The organism is Streptomyces sp. NPDC052701 (assembly GCF_040678355.1).
Taxonomy (GTDB): domain Bacteria; phylum Actinomycetota; class Actinomycetes; order Streptomycetales; family Streptomycetaceae; genus Streptomyces.
The window spans coordinates 13,655-33,422 of record NZ_JBFATO010000046.1 but is presented as its reverse complement, the minus strand read 5'-3'; the positions used below and the strand labels follow the sequence as shown (position 1 = coordinate 33,422).

Annotated in this window: 16 protein-coding genes; 12 read left to right on the top strand and 4 right to left on the bottom strand. The window is 72.9% G+C overall.

Going from position 1 to position 19,768, the window contains the following annotated elements; all coding sequences use genetic code 11:
• Positions 1 to 380: 380 nt before the first annotated feature.
• Positions 381 to 1,238 carry a transketolase gene (locus AB0L29_RS32415; RefSeq protein WP_365832371.1) on the bottom strand — a complete coding sequence of 286 codons (858 nt, stop codon included), beginning with the start codon at positions 1,236 to 1,238 and terminating at the stop codon, positions 381 to 383.
• 518 nt (positions 1,239 to 1,756) lie between these two features.
• A complete protein-coding gene (locus tag AB0L29_RS32410; protein WP_365832369.1) occupies positions 1,757 to 2,530 on the bottom strand; it encodes a methyltransferase in 774 nt (257 codons plus the stop codon).
• Positions 2,531 to 2,875: 345 nt separating this feature from the next.
• Here AB0L29_RS32410 and AB0L29_RS32405 point away from each other — a divergent pair, with 345 nt between their 5' ends.
• Positions 2,876 to 4,792: a helix-turn-helix domain-containing protein gene (locus AB0L29_RS32405; protein WP_365832367.1), complete on the top strand. Its 1,917-nt coding sequence runs from the start codon at positions 2,876 to 2,878 to the stop codon at positions 4,790 to 4,792.
• Between the two features lie 24 nt (positions 4,793 to 4,816).
• Here the strand turns inward: AB0L29_RS32405 and AB0L29_RS32400 are convergent, their stop codons facing one another.
• Both AB0L29_RS32400 and AB0L29_RS32395 read right to left on the bottom strand, forming a co-directional pair.
• The gene (locus AB0L29_RS32400; protein WP_365832365.1) at positions 4,817 to 5,761 is read right to left on the bottom strand and encodes a helix-turn-helix transcriptional regulator; all 945 of its coding nucleotides are present in this window, start codon (positions 5,759 to 5,761) and stop codon (positions 4,817 to 4,819) included.
• A 57-nt stretch (positions 5,762 to 5,818) separates the two neighbouring features.
• Positions 5,819 to 6,049: a hypothetical protein gene (locus AB0L29_RS32395; protein WP_365832363.1), complete on the bottom strand. Its 231-nt coding sequence runs from the start codon at positions 6,047 to 6,049 to the stop codon at positions 5,819 to 5,821.
• Between the two features lie 109 nt (positions 6,050 to 6,158).
• On the opposite strand from AB0L29_RS32395, the gene AB0L29_RS32390 reads away from it, so the two are divergent.
• From AB0L29_RS32390 to glgX, 11 genes are all read left to right on the top strand, one after another.
• A complete protein-coding gene (locus AB0L29_RS32390; protein ID WP_365832361.1) occupies positions 6,159 to 7,499 on the top strand; it encodes an NDP-sugar synthase in 1,341 nt (446 codons plus the stop codon).
• Positions 7,500 to 7,533: 34 nt separating this feature from the next.
• Positions 7,534 to 8,232: an SDR family oxidoreductase gene (locus AB0L29_RS32385; RefSeq protein ID WP_365832359.1), complete on the top strand. Its 699-nt coding sequence runs from the start codon at positions 7,534 to 7,536 to the stop codon at positions 8,230 to 8,232.
• 464 nt (positions 8,233 to 8,696) lie between these two features.
• A complete protein-coding gene (locus AB0L29_RS32380; RefSeq protein ID WP_365832357.1) occupies positions 8,697 to 9,911 on the top strand; it encodes a transposase in 1,215 nt (404 codons plus the stop codon).
• Positions 9,908 to 11,362 carry a maltokinase gene (locus AB0L29_RS32375; protein WP_365832355.1) on the top strand — a complete coding sequence of 485 codons (1,455 nt, stop codon included), beginning with the start codon at positions 9,908 to 9,910 and terminating at the stop codon, positions 11,360 to 11,362. The genes AB0L29_RS32380 and AB0L29_RS32375 overlap by 4 nt, the downstream gene beginning before the upstream one ends.
• 103 nt (positions 11,363 to 11,465) lie before the next feature.
• Positions 11,466 to 12,170 carry an EthD domain-containing protein gene (locus AB0L29_RS32370; RefSeq protein ID WP_365832353.1) on the top strand — a complete coding sequence of 235 codons (705 nt, stop codon included), beginning with the start codon at positions 11,466 to 11,468 and terminating at the stop codon, positions 12,168 to 12,170.
• An 86-nt stretch (positions 12,171 to 12,256) separates the two neighbouring features.
• The gene (locus tag AB0L29_RS32365; protein ID WP_365832351.1) at positions 12,257 to 13,093 is read left to right on the top strand and encodes a type 1 glutamine amidotransferase domain-containing protein; all 837 of its coding nucleotides are present in this window, start codon (positions 12,257 to 12,259) and stop codon (positions 13,091 to 13,093) included.
• Between the two features lie 44 nt (positions 13,094 to 13,137).
• The gene (locus tag AB0L29_RS32360; RefSeq protein WP_365832349.1) at positions 13,138 to 14,775 is read left to right on the top strand and encodes a thiamine pyrophosphate-binding protein; all 1,638 of its coding nucleotides are present in this window, start codon (positions 13,138 to 13,140) and stop codon (positions 14,773 to 14,775) included.
• A 3-nt stretch (positions 14,776 to 14,778) separates the two neighbouring features.
• Complete coding sequence (locus AB0L29_RS32355) at positions 14,779 to 15,378, top strand: DJ-1/PfpI family protein (RefSeq protein ID WP_365832347.1); 600 nt, start codon at positions 14,779 to 14,781, stop codon at positions 15,376 to 15,378.
• Between the two features lie 3 nt (positions 15,379 to 15,381).
• Positions 15,382 to 17,229, top strand: coding sequence for an AGE family epimerase/isomerase (locus tag AB0L29_RS32350; protein ID WP_365832345.1), 1,848 nt, complete (start codon positions 15,382 to 15,384; stop codon positions 17,227 to 17,229).
• Positions 17,226 to 17,567, top strand: coding sequence for an STAS domain-containing protein (locus tag AB0L29_RS32345; RefSeq protein WP_365832343.1), 342 nt, complete (start codon positions 17,226 to 17,228; stop codon positions 17,565 to 17,567). The genes AB0L29_RS32350 and AB0L29_RS32345 overlap by 4 nt, the downstream gene beginning before the upstream one ends.
• Complete coding sequence (gene glgX / locus AB0L29_RS32340) at positions 17,564 to 19,708, top strand: glycogen debranching protein GlgX (RefSeq protein WP_365832341.1); 2,145 nt, start codon at positions 17,564 to 17,566, stop codon at positions 19,706 to 19,708. The genes AB0L29_RS32345 and glgX overlap by 4 nt, the downstream gene beginning before the upstream one ends.
• The last annotated feature ends 60 nt before the right edge of the window (positions 19,709 to 19,768 follow it).

Here is a 19,768-nt window from a genome sequence, read left to right as displayed (position 1 = left end):
GTCACCGAGCCGTCCGCAGGACCGGACCGGCATCCGGTGCCCGGCCGGGTCCGCGACGCCGTACGGGACACCCCGCGGGACGCGGGTCCGCCTGCCCGCAACACCGCCACCGGGACTCCGCCACCGGGACTCCGCCACCGGGACTCCGCCACCGGGACTCCGCCACCGGGACTCCGCCGCGGAGCCCGGCGGGCCGCTACCGCATGGTCCACGGCCCACGGTCCAGGACCTACGGCGCACAGCGCCGGTGCTCGGGCGTATCGGCGGGGGAGGCCGGGAAGGCCGGGAAGGCCGGGGAGGCCGGGATCACGTTCACTCCCGGCGGTGAACGAACGGCCGGTGCCGGTGATCCGCCGGCCGCGCCCGGCGGCCCACCGCCCTCAGGCGCAGGCCGCCAGCCGGTGGGCCGCCCTCAGCAGCTCCGCCACCTCGCTGTCGGCGCGGCGCCCCACCGGACGGCCGGTCGCCACCTCCCGGCCCGGCAGCAGACGGGTGAGCGTCTCGGTCACCCGCTCGGAGCCCGGTCGCGCCCCGGTCACCACGAACCGGCGGTGCCGGCCGGCCAGTTCGTCCGACGCCCGTCGCAGGTGCGCGTCGTCCAGGTACAGCAGGTGCGCGTGCCCGAGCCAGGGGGCCGCCGTCCGCGCCGCCCGCGCCAGGGCGGTGCCGTCCTCGTCGACGGACACCAGGCACACGGCCTCGTCGCCCACCCCGGCCGCGTCCCAGACGACGGGGGACGGCAGGGGCTGCGGGGACAGATCCGCCGGCGGCCAGTACGGCCGGGGCAGGAAGCCCACCCGGATGTGGAACGGCCGGTCGCAGGAGGCCGCCGCCCGCACCACGGCCCGGGTCTCGGCCTCGCCGCAGGGGGCCGCGAGCGTCACCCCGGGCAGGCGCCGCAGCGCCGGGTAGTCGTCGAGGCCGTCGGTGTACGGCGTGACCACCGTGGCGCCCGCCTCCAGGTAGCGGATGCGCAGGCCGAGGCCGCCCGCCGTGCCGCGGCCGCGCGGGCCCGGGCCGACGCAGATGAACGGGCGGAAACCGGCGGCGACCAGGCCCGACACCACGTCCACCATGGTGGAGGCGGTGCGGGGCAGGCCGAAGAACCGGTCGGGGTGGGTGAGTTCGAAGGGGTGGCCGGCGCCGGCGGCCGGCGCCGCCAGGCACACCACGCGGCCGTCGCGCGCGGCGACGGCGGTGAGCTCCTGGCGGTAGGCGTCGTACCCGGAGAGCGTCATCGTCCCGCCCCGGCGCCCGAAGGGGGAGGGGGTGCCGGGCGGCCCGGCGGGCGGGCGGCCCGCCCGGCCCTCCGGGCCGCCTCCGGCTGTCCTGTCGGGCCCGGTGCGCGATGTGGCACCGCAGCCGCCTTCGACGGTTCCATGACCTCGTCCCTCTCGCGTCCGACGACACAAAGCCCGGCGTCCTGAAGGGGACGCGCGGGTGTGGAGCGGCGGTGCGCCTTCCCGGGCTCCCTCCGGGCGCGCGGCCGGGGCGCGGCCGGCGGGGCGGTCACCGTGACCGGAGGGGCGGTCACCGTGGCCGGCGCGGACCGGGCGGCGAGCGGGAGGCAGCGCCCGGCACCCGGCCGGGCTCGCCGGCCGGAGGGCCGGGCAGGCCGCGCCACCGACCAGATGAATCGTTTCTGCACAGGCATCGTCTCCGTACGGCCGCCGGGCCACGCGGCGGCGCGCTCCCCGCGGTGCGCGCGGCCGGTCCGCCCGGCGTCGCCGGGCGGGCGGGAGCTCGACGGCAGGTCCTAGTGGATCTGCAGCAGCAGATGCTCCACGAGGTCGTCGCCGTACTCGCCCTCCAGCACCGTCGTGCGCCGCACCGTGCGCAGCTCGCGCCCGCACGCCCCGGCGATCCGGTGCAGTTCCTCGATGTCGCCCCGGCCGCTGAAGTGCAGCAGGGCCGCGCCGCCCGGAGCGAGCCGGTCCGGTGCCTGGGTCAGGTACCGGCGGTGCGCGCGGTAGCCCGGGTCCACGTAGGCGTACTCGTGCAGCGAGCGGTACAGGTAGTCCTCCGGCGCCAGGACGTAGTTGGAGCTCCAGAAGATCGTGTCGAACCGCTCGTCGCCGACCCCCGAGAACAGGTCGCTGTGCACGGCCCGCAGCCGGACCCCGTGCCGGTCGGCGTTGACCGCGGTGTTCTCGACCGCGCGCGGGTTGATGTCCGCGGCGACCACCCGGGTGCGGCCCGCCAGCGCGCTCAGCACGGCGATGACCCCGCTCCCGCACCCGATCTCCAGGAACGAGCCGCTCTGTCCGCCGGCCGGAGCGTCCGCCAGGCCGAGGAAGCCCAGCGCGACCTCGGTCGACGGCGAGTAGAGGGGGGCGAACACCTCGTCCAGCAGGGTCCAGTCGCGGTCCGCGAACCGGAACTCCTTCGGCCGGTCGGACCGGCTGCGCGACTGCCGGCTCCGGTTCAGCGACCGTTCGTAGCTGCGCAGCCGCCCCTGCCGCCCCTGCCGCCCCCCGGCCGGCGCCGGCCGCTCCGGTACCGGCAGCACGTCGCCGTGTTCGTACGACACCTGGTTCCCCCTTGCCGCTCGTCGAGCACGTCCGCGGCCGTCTCCTCGGTGACCGCTTCCCGGTGATCCTGCCGAGCGCGACGGCGCCGGCGGAAGGTGTCCGGACAACCCTCTGCCGCGTTCCCGCGGTGCTTGGACCACCCACCCGGGCGGGAGCTGCGGGGACGGTGGGGCCGGGCGGAGCGGAATGAGGCATTCCGGCCATTGTTGACGGTGGCGGGGCGGGCGATCTAGGTTCACGGAGGCCCGTGGGGCAGACACTCGCGTCGTATCCGGGCCCGCATTGGGGGGTGTGGAACGGTGGAGGACGAAGACCATCTCGTTACCGACGGCTTGCTCAGACTCATGGAGTTACTGGCCCGGGAGGCGCCGCCGCAACGGTTCGACGGCCCTCCGCGGCGGGCCCGGTCGGCCGGCGCGCCCGCCGAGGCGGTGGCCCTGCTCGACCGGGCCAGGGGCCTGGCCCTGGACATACACGGCCTGTTCGCCCGCCGCCAGCAGCGCGAGGCGGGCCTGGCGGCCCTCGTGGACACCGCCCGCGAACTGACCCTCTCCTACGACGTCGACGCGCTGCTCCAGGTCATCGCCCGGCGCGCCCGGCTGCTGCTCAACTTCGACATGGCCTGGATCAGCCTGACCGACCGGGCCGACGGCCGCTCCCACGTGGTCACCGCCGACGGCCACGCCAGCAGCATCACGGTCGGCTTCGCCATTCCGCCGACCGGCGGGGTCGGCAATGCGGCGGCGGTCCGCTCCGCGCCCTTCTGGACCCCCGACTACCTCGTGGACGACCGCTTCGAACACGCCCCGGCCACCGACCACGTCGTGCGCGAGGAGGGGCTGCGCGCCCTGATGGCGGTGCCGTTGAAGGAGAACGAGTCCGTCTTCGGCGCGCTCTACGTCGCCGACCGCGGCGTGCGCCACTTCACCCCGGACGAACTCACCCTGATGTCCTCGCTCGGCGACCTCGCCGCACTGGCCATCAAGAAGGCCCGGCTGCTCGCCCAGGCCCACGACCAGATCAGCGAACTGGAGCGGGACACCTCGCGGGCGCTCGGCTCGTCCTCCGCGGCCCGCCGGCTGAACCGGGTGCACTCCCGTCTGATCGACATGGTGCTGCACGGCTGCGAGCTGGAGGAGCTGGCCGTGCACGCCGCCGCCGGCCTCGGCGGGCCCCTGATGGTGCGCGACGCCATGGGGGCCGTGCTGACCAGGACGGACGGCTTTCCCGAGACCGACGAGTCCGAACTCTTCCAGCGCACGCTGGACGCGCACGCCGAGCGGGCCCCGATCCGCTCCGCCGGCGGCCTGTGGCTGTGCCCGGCCACCGCGGGCAAGGAGATCCTCGGCACGCTGATCCTCGCCCCCGGCGAGCGGCCGCTGCCCGAACGGGTGCGCCTGCTGGAAGCGGCCGCCCAGTCCACCGCCGTCCTGCTGCGCATGCAGGCCAGCGCGGTGGCGGCCGAGGGCGCGGGGCGCGACGAGCTGCTGCGCGAACTGCTCGCCGACTCCCCGCGGGCGCCGGAGCGGCTCGCCGTGCGGGCGCAGCGGCTGGGCGTCGCCCTGGACGAGCCGCACGTCGTCCTCGTGATGCGTCCCGAAGGCGGCCCGCAGGGCCGGGCCCTGGTCTGGGCCTCCTCCTACACCCACCGCCACGCGGGTCTGAGGACCAACGACGACGGCTGTCTCGTGCTCATGCTGCCGGGCACCGACCCCTCGGCCGCCGCGCGGGACGCCTCCCGCGCCCTCGGCGCGGTCACCGGCCATCCGGTGACGGTCGGTTCGGCGGGCCCCGTCGCCCACCCGGCCGCCATCCACCGCACCTACGGCGAGGCCCGGCGCTGCCTGGACGCGCTGATCGCCCTGGGCGGCGCGGGCGGCACCGCCTCGCCGCGGGAACTGGGCTTCCTCGGTCTGCTGCTGGCGGACACCCCGGACACCGCGGCGTTCATCGCGAACACCATCGGCCCGGTGATCGAGTACGACGAACGGCAGTGCACCGAGCTGACGCGGACCCTGGAGGCGTACTTCGCCTCCGGGGGCTCGCCGAGCCGCGCCGCGGAGAGCCTGCACGTCCATCCCAACACCGTCTCCCGGCGCCTGGAGCGCATCACCGAACTGCTCGGCTCCGCCTGGCAGGACCCCCTGCAGGCCCTGGAGGTCCAGCTGGCCCTGCGTCTGCGCCGGGCCCGCCACACGGTGCGGGGCCGGGCCGGCCGTCCCGGCGACGCGCTCGCCGTCCCCGGCGAGGACCTGCCGTGACCCCGCGCCGCGCCCTTGGCGCTCTCAGGGGGCGGTGTCCTCGATGAGGGCCGACTTGGCCAGCAGGTAGGCCAGTTGGGCGCGGCTGCGGCTGTTCAGGGCCTCGGACGCCTTCTTGATGTGGGTGGAGACGGTCCGTGTGCTGATGCCCAGGCGTTTGGAGATCGCGGCGTCGGTGTGGCCCTCGACCATGAGCCGGAGCACCGCCCTGCGGGTCTCGTCGGTCATCAGCGGGGGCCGGCCCTGCTCCTGGGTGATGCTCACCGGCTCGGCGCGCTGCCAGGCGTGGTCGAAGACGGTGGCCAGGTAGTGGACGATCGCGGGATGCTCGATCGCCAGGGCGGTGGTGTCGAGGTCGAGCAGCGGGTCCGGGATGAAGGCGATGCGCCGGTCGTAGATGATCAGGCGGTCGAAGACCTCGTTGAGCGTGCGTATCTGCGCCCCGGCCGCGGCCACCTTCTCGATGTAGGCGAGGGTGGGACCGTGGGTGCGCACGGTGTGCTGGTACAGGGTGCGCTGCCGGACCCCCCGGGCCAGTAACGACAGGTCGCCCGGCAGGACCCGGGCCAGCGCCTCCGAGGGCCTGGCACCGCCCGGCTTGGCGGTGAGCAGTTCCTCCCGGCACTCGTCGCGGGCCTGCTGCAGGGCGGCCCCGATCACCTCGGCGCCGCGCAGCAGGCGCACCGCCGTGCCCGATACGCGGTGCTCCTCGCGGTAGACGTCCTCGGCCGCGGTGAGCGACTCCTGGATGGCGGCGATGGTGTGCTGCTGCACCAGGACGGCGCGTTCGATGGGCCGGCGCAGTTCGCTGCTCGCTATGTCGGGAGGGACGGCACCCAGCAGTGCGGAGTCTTCGGCCAGCGGGCGCAGGAGCCCCAGCTCGATGAGGCATTCGGGGACTTCACCGAGGATCGGGCCCTTCGTCAGGGCCTCCCGGTAGTGCCGGAGACCCTCTTCGCACAGTGTCACGACGTTGGGTTGCGGCCTTATGTCCGGGTTCCTGCACATGTGCCCCCCCTTCTGGTTTCAGCAGTGCGTGATCGCGATGCTACCCAAACGCCGGTCGGGCAGGTTTCGTGCGGCATGATTCCAGAGGCGAAAGCGAGATAGCTTTTCGCCAAACGGGAGGGGAATCGTGAAAACCACCAAGCCTGCCTTGAGGAAATTCGCCGGAATGCTCGCGATGACTTTGGCGACCGCTTTCACGGTGCATATTTCCGATGCTTCGCGGGGGTCCGCGGCGTCGATTCTGGCCACCGGCTCCTTACCGTCGAAGCCGACCCCGTACAGCGCTCCGCTCGACGACCACTGGCCGTAAAACCCGCCACGGCAGCCGGGGCGGTTCACTCAACACGATGGGGGCGTGATGAGCACGAAGGCAGAAACCGTCGGCGTCATTCTCGCCGGCGGCCGAGGTGAACGGGCCAAGCCGATCACCTTGGAGTCCGCCGACTACATCAGGAGCAAGGCGCTCATCCCGCTCGCCGGCCGCCGCCTTGTCGAATGGGTCCTGGAATCCTGCCGGGACATGGGAATCCGGCGTTTCTACGTGGTGACCCACGGCCCGGAGAACCGCAACCAGATCAAGCTCCTGCTCGGTCACGGCGAGCGCCACGGCGTCGACATCACGTACTCGCGCTCCCGCTACGACCGCTACAACGTCGGCTCCGCCGGCGCCACGCTGCACAACCTCGAACAGTGGGACCTGCAGGGACGCGCCCTCGTGCTGCCCGTGGACTCCCTGTTCGACTTCGACCTGCGGGCGATGCAGGCGGACCACGACGAGCGCGGCGCGCTGGTCACGGTGGCCTCGGTCTCCCGCACCCCGGCCGGGATCGCCCACAAGTACGGCGTGATGCGCACCGACAGGACCGGCCTGGTACGGGGCTTCGTGGAGAAGCCGGGCCTGACGGAACTGGGCGAACTGTTCCCGTGGACCGTGGGGGACCCGCGGGCCGAACTGCCCACCAACGCCGGGATGTACCTGGTGGACTGCGGCCGGCTGCGGCTGCTCGCCCGGGAGCCGGAGCTGTTCCGGCAGGCGCACCAGCGCCTGGACTGGGGCAGCGACCTGCTGCCCTGGCTGGTCCGGCGCGGCCATCCGGTGGCCACGCACACCATCGGCAGGCTCGGCGACCTGGGCAACGTACCGGACTACCTGGACACCGTACGGCTCGTGCTCAACGGCGCGTACGACCACATGAACCGCATGATGGACGCGCCCGACGACGCCGTCCGGCGGCGCTGGATCCACGAGACCAGCCTGCAGACGAAGGACGACCTCACCGGCACCACCCTCGCCCAGAAGATCGACGAGGGCTCGGTGGTGATCGGGGCGGGCGTCAGGATCGGCCGGGACGTGGAGATCGGACCGGGCGTGCGCCTGGAGAACGTGGACGTCGGCGACGGGGCCGAGGTCCGCGAGGGCAGCACCCTCGTCCGGTCGGCCGTGGGCGAGTCCGCGGTGATCGGCGACCACGCCGACATCGCCGACAGCTACATCGGCCCGATGGCCGAGGTCCGCTCCGAGCGAGCCCGGCCCAGCCGGCTCGAACGCCACTCGGCCATCGGCGACGGCGCCGTGCTCTGGCCGGGATCGCGGCTGTGCGGGGTGACCGTCTACCCCCGGTTGCGGGTGCCCGCCCTGACGGGGGTGCCCGCGAGGACCGAACTGAGGAGTGCCGAGGACGTCCTGCGCTGGGTGTGAGGCACCACAGCCCAGGCTGACCAGGGAGGGCTTCATGCACAATCCCATCGCCGTCGTGGGCGGAGCCGGCCGGCTCGGCACGCTCGTCAGCCGCCGGCTGACCGAGCAGGGCCGCCGGGTGCGGGTGGTGAGCCGCACCCCGCACCGCGGCCGGCTGCCCCTCGGAGTCGAGCTCCAGCGGGCCGACGTGCGGTACGCGGACACGCTGGCCCCCGCGCTGCGGGACTGCGCCGCGATCGTGTTCACCGTCGAGCCCGGCACCGCCAACTCCGGCCCCGACAGCCCCGAGACCACCATGTACGACGGGGTGCGCAACGTGCTCGCCGCCGCCACCGAGCACGGCGGGCGCCCCCGCGTGGTGCTGATCAGCCAGATCTTCGTGACCCGGCGCGAGCACCCGATGAACGCCTACGGCCGGCTGCTCGACTGGCGGCTGCGCGGCGAGGACGCCGTGCGCGCCAGCGGCCTCCCGTACACCGTGATACGGCCCGGCTGGCTCACCGACGACGCCTTCGCCGGCACCCGGGTCCGCCTGGAGCAGGACGACCGGGGCGACGGCTGGGTCTCCCGGGCCGCCGTCGCGGAGGCCTGCGTGCAGGCGCTCGGGACCTCCGGCGCGACGGGCAAGACCTTCGAGCTCTACAACGAGCCCGGGGAGGCCCCGACGGACTGGTCACCCCTGTTCCGGCGGCTGACCTCCGACCGGGTCCTCGCCTGGTCCGGCCACGCCTGACCGATCCGCGCGACGCGGGCGGTGCCCCACCACCGCCCGCGTCGGCAGCGCCCGCCGGCGCGCCCCCGGGCCGGCGGGCCCGAAGGACCCGGGGCCGGGACGAGCCGGCCCCCCGCGGCCACCACCGGCCGCCGCCCGGCCCCGGGTCCCCCGCCTCGTGACGCGGCGGCCCGCCTCGTGAGGCGGGACCGCGTTGCGCACGCGACGGCGCGCGCCGCGCGCCGTCGGCCGGCCCGCCGGGCCGCGACGGAAAAGCGGGCGCTCCCCGCGAACGGGCGGCCGCCGCCCGCCGGAAAGCCGCCCCCACGCGCCGGAAACGGCCCCGCACCGCGACCGGAGATCCGCCTCCCGGAAAGGCCCACCGCCCTTCCGGGTGGTGTCCCGGTGTGCCCGCACACCGGGACACCACGCACCGACTCCGCCGCCGCGGCGAGAAAGAACCTCGACCTCCAGAGAGGCCCACCATGTCCGTGGAACACCGGCGGAACCCGCCCGACGCAGCGTCCGAGGGAATCTTCTCCGAGGTTCTCTCCCGGGCACTGGAGTCGATCCCGCGCAGCGACCAGCGCCGCCGGGGCGAACTGTACGCGCGGGGTCTGCTCACGGTCGCGGGGAAGAAGACGATGCGTGCCCTGGCGAACGGCGCCGGCAACAGCGTGGAGCAGAGCCTCTACCAGTTCATCACCAAGTCCACCTGGCGCAACGGCCCGGTCCGCCGGGAGATGGCCCGGCTGATCACGGACCGGCTCGGTCCGCGCGCCTGGGTGGTGCACCCGCTGGTCATCACCAAGGTCGGCGAGCACTCCGTCGGGGTGGAGCGGCAGTGGGTGCCGCACATCGGACGGATCGTCAACTGCCAGCAGGCCGTCGGGGTCTGGCTCGTCTCCGAGCAGGGCGGCTGCCCGGTGGACTGGCGGCTCGCGCTGCCCGAGTGCTGGACGGACCACCCGCAGCGGCGGGAACGCGCCTCGATCCCGGAGCACGTCGCGCCCTGTCCGCCCGAGCAGTGCGCGATCGGCTCGGTCGCCCGCATGTCCTCGGAGTGGGAGCTGCCCGGCAGGCCCGTGGTGATGGATCTGCGCAACGCCGACCCGTACGCCGTCTGCGCGGAGCTGAACGCGCGGCAGATCCCGTTCGTCGTGCGCATCGACCCCGCCACCCGCTTCGCGCTGCCGGAGCCGGTGCGGCCGCCGGCCGGTGACCACGCCGGCCCCGCCGACGCGCTGACCTCCGCCCTCAGCAGGACCTGCATGCCCGTCGAGTGGTACGACCACACCACGGACACCGTCCGGGCCACCTCCGTCGGCGCCACCCGGGTACGGCTGCGGCGGCGGTCGGGGCCCACCCCGCCCACCGAGCGGCAGGAGCTGGTCCTGCTCGGCGCGTGGACCCGGCGCGACCGCCGCACCCCCGGCGAGTACTGGCTGTCCAACCTGTCGCGGGCCCAGCTGGGGACCGTGTACCGCACCGCGATGCTGTCCCGGCGCGTCGAGCGCGACCAGGCCGCCGTCACCGACCCGCTGGGCGCCCGCGACTTCGAGGGCCGCTCGTTCCGCGGCTGGCACCACCACATGACCATGGTCTCCGTGGCGCACACGGTGCACGCGCTCACGCGCTCCGCCGCACCCGTCAAGGCCCCGGCCCCGCGGGCGCCCCGGGAGAAGGTGCCGGTCGCATGAGCGCGCCCGCCCCCATGACCGACGTGTCCGAACTCACCGGCCGGCTGCGGCCGCTGCTGCCGGACTGGCTCGCCGGGCGCCGCTGGTTCGCGGGCAAGGGGCAGTCGGCCCCGCTCGTCGAACCGGTCCTCGTCGACGTGCTGCACCCGGGCGATCCCGCCCTGCTGCACCTGGTGGTGCGGACCGGGCGGCCCGGGCACGAGGAGTGGTACCAGCTCCTCGTCGGCGTCGCCCGGACCGCGGCGGCACCGGCCGGCGCCCCGGTCGTCGGCCGGGCCACCGCACCCGACGGCTCCGGCCTGCTGTTCTACGAGGCCACCGCGGACCCGGAGCTGATGTCCCGGCTGCTGGCGCACCTGGCCGCCGAGGACGCCGACGGGCTCGTGGAGTGCCACCGGGTGCCGGGCGCGGACCTGCCGCCCGGACTGCCGGCCCGGGTGCTGACCGCGGAGCAGTCCAACACCTCGGTGGCCTTCGGCGACCGCCTGATGCTCAAGGTGCTGCGCCGCCTGGTCCCGGGACCGCACCCGGAACTGGAGCTGCTCACCGCCCTGCAGCGGGCCGGTGACGTGCCGAGCGCCCGGCCGCTGGCCTGGATGCAGACCTCCGACGCGTTCCCGGCGGGCCGCACCACGCTCGCCCTGCTCCAGGAGTTCGTGCCGTCCCGGGGCGACGGCTGGTCCCTGGCCACGGCGGAGGCGGCCCGGTGCATCACGGGCGAGTGCGCGTCGGTGGTGCCGCTCGGCGCCTTCGCCGCGGAGTCCCGCGCGCTGGGCCGGGCCACCGCCGAGGTGCACACGGCGCTGGCGCAGCAGCTCGACAGCCGCGAGCTGGCCGTGCACGAGGCCGCCGGACTGGCCGCCGAGCTGACCGGCCGGCTGGAGTCGGCCGTCCGCGAGGTGCCCGCACTGCTGCCGTTCGCCCGCCGGCTGCGCGAGCTGCACCAGGACGTGCCCGGCCTGGTGGGACGCGGGCACCGGCTCCTCGTCCAGCGCGTCCACGGCGACCTGCACCTCGGCCAGGTGCTGCGCGCGCCACACGGCTGGGTGCTCATCGACTTCGAGGGCGAACCGGGCCACCCGCTGCACGAGCGCCGGCGGCTGCAGCCGGCGGTGCGCGATGTGGCGGCCATGCTGCGGTCGTTCGACTACGCGGCCCATCACGCCCTGTCCGAGGTGCTCGGCGGCGCACCGGGCGGGCAGGGGCCGCGCTCCGGCCGCCCGGCACGGCGGGCCGCGGCCTGGACCGTGCACAACCGGCGTGCCTTCACGGCGGGTTACGCGGAGGCGGGCGGACCGGACCCCCGGTGCAGCCCCGGCCTGCTGCGCGCCTTCGAGGCCGACAAGGCGGTCTACGAGGCGGTGTACGAGGCCCGCAACCGCCCCGACTGGCTCCCCATACCCCTGGCCGCCGTCCGGCGGCTGGTCGACGAACGCCCCACGGCGGCCTGACACGGCCACAGGTCAGGAAGTCGCCCGGATTTCTTTGCCCGCAGTGACCCCTCATTGACACGATTTTCCGAGTCCGGACCGCCGTGGAACAGGAGAGAATTCGATGATCCACCAGTTCATTCTGGCGGCACCCAAGCCGGGTATGACCGCACAGGAATTCCAGGATTACTGGGTGAATGTGCACGCCGTGCGGTACGCCGCCAAGATTCCGCAGATCCGGAAGTACATGGTCGACACCGTCGTCGACGTCGAGGGCAACCTCGGCACCCCGGCCCTGCCGCACCAGGGCATCGCGGAGATCTGGCTGGCGAACGACGAGGAGCAGCTCGCCTCCCTGCAGAGCGACGAGTTCCTCAACGGCGCCCGGCCCGACGAGCCCAACTGGGCGGCGTTCTGGATGACGATCGTCGTCGACGCCACGGCCCACGAGATCGTCCCCGGCCCGCCGCCGAGCCGCGACGGGGACCAGGCCAAGCTCACCGTCCTGATGAAGCGCCGCCCCGGGCTCGACCTGGACGACTACCGCAAGCGCAGCCTGGACGGCTACGCCTCGGTGGTCAGGGAGGTCCCCGGGCTGCGCCGCTACCTGCACGCGCACACCCGCGACGGCGCCTACGTCTTCGGCGAGGCGGCCTTCGACTCCGTCGAGCAGCTGTGGTTCGACGACGTCGCCGCCCTCCAGGAGGCGCTGCGCTCCCCGTACTTCACCGAGCAGGTCAAGGCGGCCCGGGACGAGATCGCGGACCCCAGGTACGTCTTCTCGCTCGCCGTGAAGGAGAACTGGATCATCGGCCCCGAGGCCCGCTGATCCCCCCGCTCAGGTGGCCGTGGCGCCGGCCCCTTCCGTCCCGGCGCCCGGCCGCCCACCCCGCACCGATTACCGAAGGAGCAGGCGTGGCCAGAAGGAACGCCAAGAAGATCCTCGTGATTCTGTCGGAGTACGGCTACTGGGGCGAGGAGCTCGTCGGGCCCCTGCACCACTTCGACCAGCGCGGCTACGAGGTGGTGTTCGCCACTGCGACCGGCAAGCGCGCGCACGCGCTGCCGCCGTCGATGGACCCCGCGTACCTCGACCCGCCGCTGGGCCGCTCCGTCACCTCCCAGGAGGTCGCGCGGCTCACCCGGGAGATCGACGCCTCCGACCGGCTGGACGACCCGATCGACATCTCGGCCTGGGTCCCCGAGCGGCCCTACACCTCCGAGGACGACTACCTGCGCAAGCTGGAGGCGTACCACCGCGCGCTCGACGTGGTGGCACAGGAGCTGGAGGAGTACGACGCCCTGCTGATCGTCGGCGGCTCGGGCCCGATCGTGGACCTCGCCAACAACGAGCGGGTGCACGAGATCATCCTGGCCTTCCTGCGGGCCGGCCGGCCGATCGCGGCCGAGTGCTACGGCGTGGCCCCGCTCGCCTTCGCCCGCGACTGGGAGGACCGCAGGTCGATCATCTGGGGCAAGCACGTCACCGGGCACTGCAAGGAGTACGACTACAAGGACGGCACCGGCTTCCTGGGCACCGACTTCGTGATCGGCCCGCCGCCGTACCCGCTGGAGTACATCCTGCGCGACGCCACCGGCCCCGAGGGCCGCTACCACGGCAACTTCGGCAAGGAGACCTCGGTCATCGTGGACTACCCGTTCATCACGGGCCGTTCCACGCCGGATTCCTACCTGACCGGCGAGAAGATCGTCGAGGTCCTCGAAGACGGGCTGCGCCGCTACGGCTGGTGACGGCCGGGAGAAACTCCCCGATTCTCAGTGAGAGAAGGAAGACCATGGCCAGGCAGGGCAATGCGGCGATCATCGAGCAGTTCATCGCCGATGGAATTCCGTACATGTTCGGCAATCCAGGAACGGTCGAGCAGGGATTTCTGGACGCGCTGGAGGACTACGACGAGCTCCAGTACGTCCTGACGCTGCAGGAGACGGTCGCCGCCGGCATCGCGGACGGCTACGCCCGCGCGACCGGCCGCCCCGCCCTGCTGCAGCTGCACAGCGGTGTCGGCCTCGGCAACGCCGTCGGCATGCTCTACCAGGCGAAGCGCGGCCACTCGCCGCTCGTCGTCATCGCCGGTGAGGCGGGCGTCAAGTACGAGGCGATGGACGCGCAGATGGCGGCCGACCTGGTCGCCATGGCCGCGCCGGTGACCAAGTACGCGACCCGGGTGACCGACCCCCACTCGGTCCTGCGGGTGCTGCGCCGCGCCATGAAGATCGCGATGACCCCGCCGCGCGGCCCGGTCTTCGTCGCCCTCCCGCTGGACGTCCTGGACGCGGTCACCCCCGAACCGGTGGTGCCGAGCACGTTCCTGCGCACCGAGTCGCTGCCGGTGCCCTCGCTCGTGGAGCAGGCCGCGCGGCTGCTGGCCGGCGCCGAGAACCCGATCGTCCTGGTGGGCGACGGGGTCTCGGCCTCCGGCGGGCAGGCGGAACTGGCGCGGGTGGCCGAGCAGCTGGGCGCCGACGTGTGGGGCGTCGACTTCTCCGAGGTCAACCTGGACGCCCGGCACCCCCTCTACCGCGGCCAGCTGGGCCACATGTTCGGCGAGGTCAGCACCGGCAGGGTGAGGGACGCGGACGCCGTGCTGATCGTGGGGACGTACGTGTTCCCCGAGGTCTTCCCGGAGCTCGGCACCCCCTTCCGGCCGGACGCGCGGATCGTCCACATCGACCTCGACGGCTACGAGATCGCCAAGAACCACCCGGTCACCCTCGGCCTGGTCGCCGACCCGAAGGCGACACTGGCCGCGCTGTCCGGGCGGCTGGAGGACACCCTCACCGACGCCGACCGCGCGCGGGCCGCCCGCCGTCTCCAGCGGCGCCGCGCCGAGCAGCCGCAGCGGCCGGCCGACGACGGCTCGCTGCTCAGCGCGTTCCTGCGGGAACTGGCCGACCAGGTGCCCGAGGACGTGATGGTGTTCGACGAGGCGCTGACCGCGGCCGGCCCGCTCAACGCCCACCTGCCCGGCCGGATCCCCGGCCACTGGTTCTCCACCCGCGGGGGCTCCCTGGGCGTGGGCATCCCGGGCGCCATCGGCATCAAGCTCGCCCACCCCGACAAGACCGTGATCGGCTTCACCGGCGACGGCGGCTCGATGTACACCTTCCAGGCGCTGTACACGGCCGTACGGCACAACGTGGGCGCCAAGTTCGTGATCTGCAACAACCGCAGCTACAAGCTGCTCGACCTGAACATCGAGCAGTACTGGCGCGAGCGCGGCGTCCCCCTGCACGACCACCCCTCGCCCTTCGACCTGTCCCACCCCGAGCTGGGCTTCACCGAGATCGCCCGCGGCTTCGGCGTGGACGGCGTCCGGGTCGACGAGCCGGGGCAGGTCGCCGACGCCGTCAAGCGGATGCTCGCCGACGACCAGCCGTTCCTCGTCGACCTGCGCACCACCGAGGGGGCCTGAGCCATGACCGGGACACCGTCCCGCGAGGGAGCGCTCTCCGGCCGCCGGATAGCGGTCCTCGCCGAGAGCGACTTCTACGAGCCCGAGATCGCCTACTACCAGCGCCGGTTCGCCGAGGAGGGCGCCCAGGTCGACTTCCTCACCCGGCTGTGGGGCAACCGGGCGATCACCTTCACCGGCCACGAGTACCGGGCGCCGCTGACCGTCACCGGCAGCCTGGAGGACGTGGACGACCGCCGGCTGGGCGAGTACGCCGCGCTGATCGTGCCCTCCGGCATGGTCGCCGACCGGCTGCGCTACACCGAGGACATCGAGCGGCTGGCGCCCGCCACCGACCTGCTGCGCCGGGCGTTCGCCCGCTCCGGGACCCTCAAGGGGATCATCTGCCACGGCATGTGGCTGGCCTCCTCGATCCCCTACGTGGTCCGCGGCCGCAAGGTCGTGTGCCACAACAACCTCATCGGCGACGTGCGCAACATGGGCGCGAACTACGTCGACCAGGACGTCGTCGTGGACGGCGACCTGGTGACGGCGCGCACGGGCGACCACTGCCATCTGTTCGCCAGGACCATCATCGACGAGCTCGTGCTGCGAGGGGCGTGAGAGATGACCAACAACCCCGGCACCGTGAACTTCACCTTCTCCGACACCATCGCGGGTCGTGTCACCCGCTTCGACGGGGCCTCGCGCGAGGTCACCGTCGCCACGGCCGACGGCCGTTCCTTCGACATCTCCCTGGACGGCGGCCCCGGCGCGGAGCTGCTGCACAACCTGGGCGAGCCCTACCAGGACGCCTCGGGCCACATCGACGACCTGCTCACCCCGGGCCGCTACCTGCTGGCGTACGGCATCTTCTACCCCAAGGGAGAAGGCCTGCGGTTCGAAGCGAAGCGGCTGGTCTTCGTCGGGCGGGACGCCGACGACTACCGCTTCGAGGAGGGCGGCTGGTGGGTCCGGCAGATCCGCGAGATCGCCGCCTTCTACCGCAGGGCCCAGTTCGGCGACGGCCCGGTCGACTTCTCCGCGTACCGCACCGAGATACGGCTCAGCGGCGACAAGACCGCCAGCCACGTGCAGGAGACCGACACCATCTCCCGGCTGGTGTACGGCATGGCCTCGGCGTTCCTGCTCACCGGCGAGGACGAGTACCTGGAGGTCGCCGAGCGCGGCACCGAGTACCTGCGCGAGCACATGCGCTTCGTGGACACCGACGAGAACGTCGTGTACTGGTACCACGGCCTGAAGGTCGACGGCGAGACCGAGACCAAGCTGTTCACCTCGGAGTTCTCCGACGACTACGACGCGCTGCCGGCGTACGAGCAGATCTACGCCCTGGCCGGCCCGGTCCAGACCTACCGGATCACCGGCGACCCGCGCATCAAGGCGGACGCCGACGCCACCATCCGGCTGTTCGACCGCTTCTACCTGGACCCCGAGCACGGCGGCTACTTCTCGCACATCGACCCGATCCTGCTCAGCCCGGAGCACGAGTCGCTGGGCCCCAACCGGGCGCGCAAGAACTGGAACTCCGTCGGCGACCACGCCCCGGCCTACCTGATCAACCTGTACCTGGCGACCGGCGAGAAGGCGTACGCCGACATGCTGGAGTACACCTTCGACACGATCGTCACCCGCTTCCCGGACCCCGGGCACAGCCCGTTCGTCCAGGAGCGCTTCCACAAGGACTGGTCGCACGACACCACCCACGGCTGGCAGCAGAACCGCGCGGTCGTCGGCCACAACCTGAAGATCGCCTGGAACCTGATGCGGATGCACGCGCTGCGTCCCAAGGACGACTACCTGGAGCTGGCCGCCGGCATCGGCGAGACCATGCCCGCGGTGGGCAGCGACCGGCAGCGCGGCGGCTGGTACGACGTGGTCGAGCGGCTGAGGGCCGACGGCGAGGACGTCTTCCGGTTCGCCTGGCACGACCGCAAGGCCTGGTGGCAGCAGGAGCAGGCGATCCTGGCCTACCTCATCCTGCACGGCATCACCGGCCGCGAGGACTTCCGCACCGAGGCCCGCGCCGCCGAGTCGTTCTACAACGCCTTCTTCCTCGACCACGACGAGGGCGCCGTCTACTTCAACACCCTGGCCAACGGGCTGCCGTACCTGCTCGGCGTGGAGCGGCTCAAGGGCAGCCACTCGATGTCGATGTACCACTCGGCCGAGCTGTGCTACCTCGCCGCCGTCTACAACAACCTGCTGATCAACGGCCGGGCGATGGACTTCTGGTTCAAGCCCGACCCGGCGCTGCTGCCCGACCGCGTGCTGCGCGTCGCGCCGGACCTGCTGCCGGCCGGATCGGTCCGCGTCCAGAGCGTGGAGATCGACGGCGAGCCGCACACCGACTTCGACGCCGAGGCGCTGACCGTACGCCTGCCCGAGACCTCGGGCCGGGTCAAGGTCAGGGTCCGCCTCGCCCCCGACTCCCCCACGGAGGTGACGGGATGACCGTCAAGCTCACGTCCCGCATGGAAGGCCCCACCTGCGTGATCGCGCTGGAGGGGGAGATCAACTCCACCACCTCCGGCGGACTGCAGGCGCAGCTGCTGCCGTTCATCGGCCAGGAGGGAAGGGTCCTGGTCGACCTGAGCGGCGTCAGCTACATCTCCAGCGCGGGCCTGCGCACCCTGCTCATCGTGCACCGCCGGGCCCAGCAGCTCCAGGCCCGGGTGACCCTGGTCGGCCTGTCCGAGGAGGTGCGCTTCGTGATGTCCGCGACCGGCTTCCTGGACTTCTTCGAGGTGGCCGACGACCTGGACTCCGCACTGGAACGCGCGGGCCGATGACCGTCCAGGACATGCGCGAGCGCGTCGACGGCTACCCGACCCGGCGGATCGCCGGCCACCGGGTGCGCGCGGGACGGCCCTTCCCGTACGGCGCGCACCGGGTGCCGGGCGGGATCAACTTCTCGGTGTACTCCGACCGGGCCACCTCGATGAGCCTGGTGCTGTTCGAACGCGGCGCCGGGGAGCCCGTCGCGGAGCTGCCCTTCCCGCCCGAGTTCCGCATCGGCAGCGTGTACGCGATGACGGTGTTCGGGCTGGACGCCGAGAACCTGGAGTACGGCTTCCGCGCCGACGGTCCCTTCGACCCGGCGTCGGGCGACCGGTTCGACCCCTCCAAGGTGCTCAGCGACCCCTACGCCCGGCTCGTCTCGGGCCGTGACGTGTGGGGCGCGGAACCGGACTGGGACGACGTCTACCCCTACCGCGCGCGGATCCCCGACGACGACTTCGACTGGGGGGACGACACTCCGCTGCGCATCCCCACCGAGGACCTCGTGATCTACGAGACGCACGTGCGCGGCTTCACCCGGCACCCCTCCTCCGGGGTGTCGGCGCCGGGCACCTACGCCGGCCTGCGCGAGAAGATCCCGTACCTGAGGGAGCTCGGCGTCAACTGCGTGGAGCTGCTGCCGGTCTTCGAGTTCGACGAGCTGGACAACCCGCGCACCGACCCGGTCACCGGGCGGCGGCTGTACAACTACTGGGGCTACAACACCGTCTCGTTCTTCGCGCCCAAGGCGGGCTACGCGGCCACCGGCCGCTTCGGGATGCAGGCCGACGAGTTCAAGTCGCTCGTCAAGGAGCTGCACAGGGCGGGGATCGAGGTCGTCCTGGACGTGGTGTTCAACCACACCGCCGAGGGCAACGAGCGGGGCCCGACCATCTCGTTCCGCGGCCTGGACAACGCGACGTACTACATGCTCACGCCGCGCGGCGAGTACTACAACTTCAGCGGCACCGGCAACACGGTCAACTGCAACCACCCGGTGGTGCGCGACTTCGTGCTGTCCTGCCTGCGCTACTGGGTGTCCGAATACCACGTCGACGGGTTCCGCTTCGACCTCGCGGCGATCCTGGACCGGGCCCCGGACGGCACGCCGCTGCCCAACCCGCCGCTGCTGGAGCAGCTCGCCCACGACCCGGTGCTGCGGCACACCAAGCTCATCGCCGAGGCGTGGGACGCGGCCGGCCTCTACCAGGTCGGCAACTTCCCCAACTACGGCCGCTGGTCGGAGTGGAACGGCAAGTTCCGCGACACCGTGCGGCGGTTCGTCAAGGGCGACCCGGGCCTGGTGGGCGAACTGGCCACCCGCATGGCGGGCTCGCCCGACCTCTACCAGGGCCGCACCTCCAGCGCCTCGGTCAACTTCGTCACCGCGCACGACGGCTTCACCCTGCACGACCTGGTCTCCTACAACGACAAGCACAACGAGGCCAACGGCGAGGGCAACGGCGACGGGGCCGACGACAACCACTCCTGGAACTGCGGCGAGGAGGGCCCCGCCTCCTCCGCGCACGTGCGCGCGCTGCGGCTGCGCCAGATGAAGAACATGCTGGCGATCCTGCTCACCAGCCAGGGCGTGCCGATGCTGCTGGCCGGCGACGAGGTGGGCCGCACCCAGCTCGGCAACAACAACACCTACTGCCAGGACAACGAGCTGTCCTGGTTCGACTGGGGGCTCGCCGACGGCCCGGCGGCCAACACCGAACTCCTGGAGTTCACGCGCGCCCTGATCGCCTTCCGGCACGCCCACCCGGTGCTGCGCAGCGCCGGGCACCCGACCGGCGCCGACCGGGTGGGCAGCGGCTACCCCGACCTGAGCTGGCACGGCGTCCAGGCGTGGTCGCCCGACTGGTCGAGCCACTGCCGGGTGCTGGCGCTGATGCGCTGCGGCCGGCACGCCAAGGACGGCACCGTCCCCGACGACAACGTGTACATCGCGGTCAACGCGCACTGGGAGGCGCACGACCTGGAACTGCCGCGGCTGGCCGAGGGCGAGGCCTGGCACCTGTTCGCGGACACCTCCCGGGCCGCCGCCCACCCGCCGGGCGCCGAACCGCCGCTGGAGCACGGGGACCGCTACCGCCTGGGCCCGCACTCCGTGGTGATCCTCGTGGGCCGCGCCACCGGCCCGGGCTGACCGCCGCCCGCCGGCGGCCGGCCGCCCCACGACGAGACGCCCCGCACGCACCGCGACGCA

What these genes read in the sequence shown, in the direction of transcription:
- AB0L29_RS32405 (WP_365832367.1), top strand. Translation starts at nt 2,876, where the DNA reads ATGGAGTTACTGGCCCGGGAGGCGCCGCCGCAACGGTTCGACGGCCCT.
- AB0L29_RS32385 (WP_365832359.1), top strand. Translation starts at nt 7,534, where the DNA reads ATGCACAATCCCATCGCCGTCGTGGGCGGAGCCGGCCGGCTCGGCACG.
- AB0L29_RS32350 (WP_365832345.1), top strand. Translation starts at nt 15,382, where the DNA reads ATGACCAACAACCCCGGCACCGTGAACTTCACCTTCTCCGACACCATC.
- AB0L29_RS32360 (WP_365832349.1), top strand. Translation starts at nt 13,138, where the DNA reads ATGGCCAGGCAGGGCAATGCGGCGATCATCGAGCAGTTCATCGCCGAT.
- AB0L29_RS32390 (WP_365832361.1), top strand. Translation starts at nt 6,159, where the DNA reads ATGAGCACGAAGGCAGAAACCGTCGGCGTCATTCTCGCCGGCGGCCGA.
- glgX (WP_365832341.1), top strand. Translation starts at nt 17,564, where the DNA reads ATGACCGTCCAGGACATGCGCGAGCGCGTCGACGGCTACCCGACCCGG.
- AB0L29_RS32380 (WP_365832357.1), top strand. Translation starts at nt 8,697, where the DNA reads ATGTCCGTGGAACACCGGCGGAACCCGCCCGACGCAGCGTCCGAGGGA.
- AB0L29_RS32370 (WP_365832353.1), top strand. Translation starts at nt 11,466, where the DNA reads ATGATCCACCAGTTCATTCTGGCGGCACCCAAGCCGGGTATGACCGCA.
- AB0L29_RS32375 (WP_365832355.1), top strand. Translation starts at nt 9,908, where the DNA reads ATGAGCGCGCCCGCCCCCATGACCGACGTGTCCGAACTCACCGGCCGG.
- AB0L29_RS32345 (WP_365832343.1), top strand. Translation starts at nt 17,226, where the DNA reads ATGACCGTCAAGCTCACGTCCCGCATGGAAGGCCCCACCTGCGTGATC.
- AB0L29_RS32355 (WP_365832347.1), top strand. Translation starts at nt 14,779, where the DNA reads ATGACCGGGACACCGTCCCGCGAGGGAGCGCTCTCCGGCCGCCGGATA.
- AB0L29_RS32415 (WP_365832371.1), bottom strand. Translation starts at nt 1,238, where the DNA reads ATGACGCTCTCCGGGTACGACGCCTACCGCCAGGAGCTCACCGCCGTC.